Here is a 5267-nt window from a genome sequence, read left to right as displayed (position 1 = left end):
GGACGGCGGTGCGGGCCCGCAGGGCGGGCGCCGGGCAGTGTCCGGCGCCCGCCAGCACGGCCAGCGCCTCGACCATGCCGAACTCGCCGTGACACAGACTCAGGTCGCGCACCACCGGGCGCCCGGTGTCCGCGAGGAGAGGAACGACTGCGGCGGGAACCAAGCCCCCCGCCAAGGCGCCCATGGCGGCCCCTGCGGCACCGGAACACCAGCCGAGGCGCCATGCCGTCGGACCGGGCGCCGTCGCCGCTCGTGCGGCGGTCTGAGCGGCTGCCGCGTACCGGGACGCGGCATCGGTGGTCGGGTGAGTCTTCGCTGCGGCCTCGACGAATCGCGACAACGCCCAAGCCATTCCCGCCGCGCCGTCGGCGAAACCGGCGGGCAAGGCGTCCTCGGCCGTTTCGACATGGCTCGCGAGGATGTCCGCGCACGCGGCGGCCGCCCGGGCGGCTCGGGGACTGCCCAGTTCGGTGTCCGCGGCGAGCAGCGCGGCCAGGCAGCCCGCGGTGCCGGTGTCCCAGCCGTGCGGGCCCGCGGGACCGACCGTCAGCGCCGCCAGGTCCACCGCCTGCTCGGCCCAGCCGCGGACTTCGTTGTCCGCCAACAGGTTCGACAGCCGGGCCAGGGCGTAGGCGATGCCGCCGAGGCCGTGCTGACCGCCGCCGCCGATGGCGTGGACGAGATGGGGTGCGCTCAGGATCGTGGCGAACAGGTGGGGGATGGTGGCGATGGCGTCCTTCGCCGCCTCGCGGTAGCGGGTGATCCCACTGGTGTCGGCCAGTTGCGCCAGGAACAGCGACACCCCGATATACCCGTTGGCCAGGCCCGCGCCCATGGGCAGCACGAGCCACTGGCGGTCGTCGACGAGTTCGAGGTTGAGCCAGTTCGTCCGGTCGCGGCCGGTGTGGCTCGCGGCGACCAACTGGTCGCCGAGGCCGCACGCGGCGGCGAGCAGCCGCTCGGGATCGGCCGCGGTGCCCTGCAGCGGACCGGAGACCGGGGCCTGGCTGTGGTGTTCGAGCACGGGGCGGCGGGTGGCCAGCGTGGCCGAGACGATCCACGCCTGGTCGCGGCGGTCGGTCTCGCTCATGGCGGCGAGCTTGTCCAGCGCGCAGTCGAGTCCGGACCGCTCGATGTGATCGGCCACCACCGTTCCGTCCGCGCTGACCACGGTGGTCGAGTCCGGTCGTCCGGCGAAGATCGGGACGTCACCGGCCCACAGATCCACGCGTTCGCAGGCGGCGAGGTCCGGCTGGTCGGCGAGGGCGTCGAACATCCGGTCCCGGTCGCGGGCGTCGCGCAGCAGGGCGGGGTCCGCGGACTCGGTGAGCAGCACGGCGTAGGCGCGGGTCGGCCGCAGCACCGCGCGGATCTCCAGGCCCGCGCACGCGCGCAGCAAGTCGGCGTACTCGTCGCGGTGGCGCAGGACGGCGTCGTAGGCGGCACGGAACCCGGAGAGCAGCGCGGGTTCGTGGTCGACTGGGTCGAGTTCGCGGCCCGCGTACCGGGGGCGGTTGGACCCGCCCGCGAACTCCGGCGGGCGGCGCACCGGCCGCATCCGGTCGGTGCCTGGGTCCGCCCAGCCGACCGTGGTGCCCGGCCACACCGTGCCGCGGTCGCCGCCGAGCCCCGAGATATCCACGGCGCCGTGCTCGCCGACCGCGATCACCGGCAGCAACGCTGTGCGGTACACCGAATCCGACAGGGTCGCCGCGGCCGGGTCGTCCACGGCGACGGGTGCGGGCAGCCGGGGGTGCAGCAGGGTTTCGACGTCCACCAGGACCGGCTGGTCGCCGCAGGCGATCACGTTCTCGTAGTGCATGTCCGAGGCGTGCAGCAGGTGCAGCAGCATCAGCAGGGCGCCCTGCCTGCGGTAGAAGCGTTCCGCGGCGGCGAAGTCGGGCAGGGGTTCGGCGGCGATGAACTCGATCCAGCCGTGGTCCTCGCCCGCCACCGCGACCGCCGCGCGCAGGTCCAGGTCGGGCACGTGCTGGTTCATCCGCTCGACGAACGCGCCGAGCGCGAGGTGGGTGCCCACGTCGCGGGGCCGGTAGATCACGTCGCGGCCGTCAGCGAAGGTCAGCACCGCGACCGCCCGGCCCCGTCGGTGTGGGTCGCCGAGGCGGGGCCGCAGACCGGTGACCGGGCCCGGGTCCACGCCACCGAGCAGGTCCCGCACGATGCGTTCGCGGTCGGCGGCCAAGTGGCCCAACAGTTCGACCGCTGCGGTCGCCGCCGCCGCGCAGGTCTGCGCGAGCCCGCGGGCGAGCACCGGGTACTCGGTGAACAGCGCCGCCCGGCCCGCCGGGGTGGCGACCCGTCGGACGAAATCGGCGAACCGCTGCCTGCTGTCGGTCCCGGCGAGCAGGCCACGCTCGGCGTGGTCGCTGAGCGTGGCGACCAGCGCCCGGCTCGCGCGGGTGACGAGGTGGCCGTCGAGCCAGCGGGCGACGGCGTGCCCGACCGCGTCGAGGTCGGCGACCTGGTCGGTCACCAGGGGACGGGCGAGGGTGGTGACCTGGTCGCGCGCCGCGGCCACCAGCGGGCGGAACGGGAGCGCGAAGGCCGCCTTCCAGTCCGCGGGCACGGGCTCGTCGCCCGCGTCGCCGCGCACGGCGTGCTCGATCGCGTCCACCCAGGTCGGAAGGGGGTCGTCGGCTTCGCCGCGGGCGATCGCGGGCAGCCACCAGCCCGGGGGCAAGAGGTCGGCCGACCCCGACGCGGTCGAACCGGCCGCCTGTCTGATCACAAGCGGAACTCTGGCACGAAGGCGGCGCGGGGAGATAGGTAGAAGTTACCCAGTTTGCGCCGCACCCGGTCTGACCAGGATCAGGACTCCCACTCGTCGGAGCCGCCCGGTTCGGCGGGGCTGTCGAAGTCCTCGAACTCGTCGAGCTGCTGCTTGCTCAGCTCGGGCAACTCGTCGCCGGTCGGGGCGGTCACCTCGGTCACCCGCGTGGACAACGCGGCCACGGTCTGCAGCTCGAAGATGTCGCGCACCGTCAGGGCCAACCCGGCCTCATGCGCCCGTGCGACGACCTGCAGCGCCAGGACGCTGTCACCGCCCGCGTCGAAGAAGCCCTCGTGCGAATCGACGTGGTCGCGCCCCACCGTCGCGGCGACGATGTCGGCCAGTGTCCGCTCCCGTAGCGCGCGCACTGCCTCGTCCGCGGAGATCCCTGCCGTGGTCATCGCCACCCCTTTCATTTCGCGCACAACAGTGGCAGCGGTTTCTGACCGGGCGCTGACACGTTTCTGATCTTGTGGCGTCAGCGGTGTGTCGGCGAATTGTCAGAAGGGCGTGGCAAAGTTGTCCTTGTCAGCGGGCCGGAGGTTCCCGGAAGGGGACGGAAAAGCCCAGGGAGAGGTGCCCAGAGTGGTTTATCGGGGCCGATTTCGGTTGGCGGGTTCACGCCCACGCAGGTTCGAATCCTGCCCTCTCCGCTGGACAACTGAATATCGGCTTGGTCATGGAGAGGTGCCCAGAGTGGTTTATCGGGGCCGGCTTCGGTTGGCGGGTTCACGCCCACGCAGGTTCGAATCCTGCCCTCTCCGCTAGCTAGCCCGCCTCCCCGGAATTTTCCCAGTGGGTCGCCAAGGTCTTCAAACATGCGTTGGATTGGTTACCCGGGTCGACCGCCGACACGGTCCCCTTAGGTAGCTGTTCTCGGGTCCTCAGGCATGAATGGCTATCAGTTGAATGGACGGGGTTCTATGACCGAGACAGACCAGGTGAAATCTGCCCTTCTGCGCTATCCCGGCGTCGCGCGCGCGCGTGTCGACCGATCCGAAACGGGTCGGCTGACCGCGCGCGTGTTGCCGTGGGGCAGGCCCTCCGGCAACGCGGAGACCGGCGCTCTGGACGAGCTGGCCGAGATCTCGCCGACCGAGACGCGGTTCCTGCACGACGAGATCTTCGTCGCCGAGTCCTATCTGCAGGGCGGCGTGGTCCTTCGGGAGAACGCGGTCGTGTTCGACGTCGGCGCCAACATCGGCATGTTCACCCTCTTCGTCGCCGCGCGCTGTCCGTCCGCGACGGTGTTCGCGTTCGAGCCGGTTCCCGAGGTGTACCAACGGCTCGCGGCCAACACCGCCGGGCGTGGGATCTCCGCCCGGCTCTTCGAGATCGGACTGTCCGAACAGGACGAGAAGATCCGGTTCAACTTCTACCCCGAGATCTCCATCATGTCGTGCCGCGCCGACTACGCCGCGTTCGACAACGAGCGCCACCTCATCCAGACCTACGTCGACCACGAGCGCGCCGCGGGCCCCGAGGGCCGCGACACCCATCTCGACGCGGTCGAGGCGATCCTCGCCAAGGACTTCGAGTACGACCAGCGCGAATGCGTGCTGCGTCGCACGTCCGACGTGATCGCCGAAGTCGGGGCGCCGGTGATCGACCTGCTCAAGATCGATGTCCAGCGCGCGGAGCTCGATGTCCTGCGCGGCATCGACGACGCGCACTGGCCGCTCATCCAGCAGGTGACCATGGAGGTCCACGACGAGCCGGGCCTGCCCACCGCGGGCCGGGTCGACACCGTGCGCGCGCTCCTCGCCGGGCAGGGCTTCGAGGTCCAGGTGACCGAGCCGAAGATGCTCGCGGGCACCGGCCGGTTCTCCGTGCAGGGCATCCGCCCCGGTTACGCCGACGACCCGCGTCCGGTCGTCGCGGCGGTGGGCACGGGCCGACCGCTCGACGGCGACGAGGTGCGGACCTGGCTGGCTGGCCAGGTCCCGGCGGACTCGCTGCCCGACGAGGTCGTGGTCGTCTCCACGTTCTCCTGAACCCACAACGAGAACACCGTTGCGAGTGAGGAACTCTGGTGAGTTCATGTCTCGCAGCCCGCCGTTGCCAGCGGGCGGTCCCCGTCTTGCCCACCGAAATGGTGCGGGGTTGACGCTTCACAGCCACCTGCCGAGCCGGGCTCGGTCTTCTGGTCGGCTCCACGTCCGTTTAGCGTCTCCCGGCCACTCCGGGCGACGTACTGCTTGAGGTTGATCGCGGCGTTGAGGTCCCGATCGAGCACCAAACCACAGTGCTCACAGGTGAAGGTGCGGGTTGCCAGCGACAGTTTGGGTTTCACTGTCTGACCCTGAGGTTTCGCACTTTTCGCGGTGACACGTTTGGTTGATCTTTGTTTGACACGGGGCGATGGTGGCGATCATTGCCGGAGATGGGGGAAGCATCGGCGTTCTTCACAACCGCCCGTTGTCCGGGAGATTCGCCGATGCTTCCTGTTGTCACAGTACCGTCTGGTTTGTTGTCC

The 5267-nt window shown here is 70.7% G+C and carries 5 protein-coding genes and 2 tRNA genes; 3 read left to right on the top strand and 4 right to left on the bottom strand.

The annotated features are described in order from the left end of the window. Together ACRDSQ_RS13630 and ACRDSQ_RS13625 are read right to left on the bottom strand one after the other, a co-directional pair. On the bottom strand, positions 1-2749 hold a 2749-nt coding region (locus tag ACRDSQ_RS13630; protein ID WP_431421401.1), incomplete at its 3' end, for a type 2 lanthipeptide synthetase LanM family protein. An 80-nt stretch (positions 2750-2829) separates the two neighbouring features. Continuing rightward, on the bottom strand, positions 2830-3192 hold the full coding sequence (locus ACRDSQ_RS13625) for a phosphopantetheine-binding protein (RefSeq protein ID WP_431421399.1): 363 nt from the start codon (positions 3190-3192) through the stop codon (positions 2830-2832). Positions 3193-3361: 169 nt separating this feature from the next. On the opposite strand from ACRDSQ_RS13625, the gene ACRDSQ_RS13620 reads away from it, so the two are divergent. From ACRDSQ_RS13620 to ACRDSQ_RS13610, 3 genes are all read left to right on the top strand, one after another. After that, positions 3362-3444, top strand: a tRNA-OTHER gene (locus ACRDSQ_RS13620). 28 nt (positions 3445-3472) lie between these two features. Further along, a tRNA-OTHER gene (locus ACRDSQ_RS13615) sits at positions 3473-3555 on the top strand. Between the two features lie 159 nt (positions 3556-3714). Next, the gene (locus ACRDSQ_RS13610; RefSeq protein WP_431421398.1) at positions 3715-4785 is read left to right on the top strand and encodes an FkbM family methyltransferase; all 1071 of its coding nucleotides are present in this window, start codon (positions 3715-3717) and stop codon (positions 4783-4785) included. 44 nt (positions 4786-4829) lie between these two features. Here ACRDSQ_RS13610 and ACRDSQ_RS13605 read toward each other — a convergent pair whose 3' ends face one another. Next, positions 4830-5084, bottom strand: coding sequence for a zinc ribbon domain-containing protein (locus ACRDSQ_RS13605; RefSeq protein ID WP_431421397.1), 255 nt, complete (start codon positions 5082-5084; stop codon positions 4830-4832). After that, on the bottom strand, positions 5081-5267 hold a 187-nt coding region (locus ACRDSQ_RS13600; RefSeq protein ID WP_431421396.1), incomplete at its 5' end, for a hypothetical protein. The genes ACRDSQ_RS13600 and ACRDSQ_RS13605, both read right to left, overlap by 4 nt.

Source organism: Actinokineospora sp., assembly GCF_050699995.1.
GTDB lineage: Bacteria > Actinomycetota > Actinomycetes > Mycobacteriales > Pseudonocardiaceae > Actinokineospora.
Note: the sequence above shows the minus strand (reverse complement) of the source record. Positions and strands in the feature narration are given on the sequence as shown.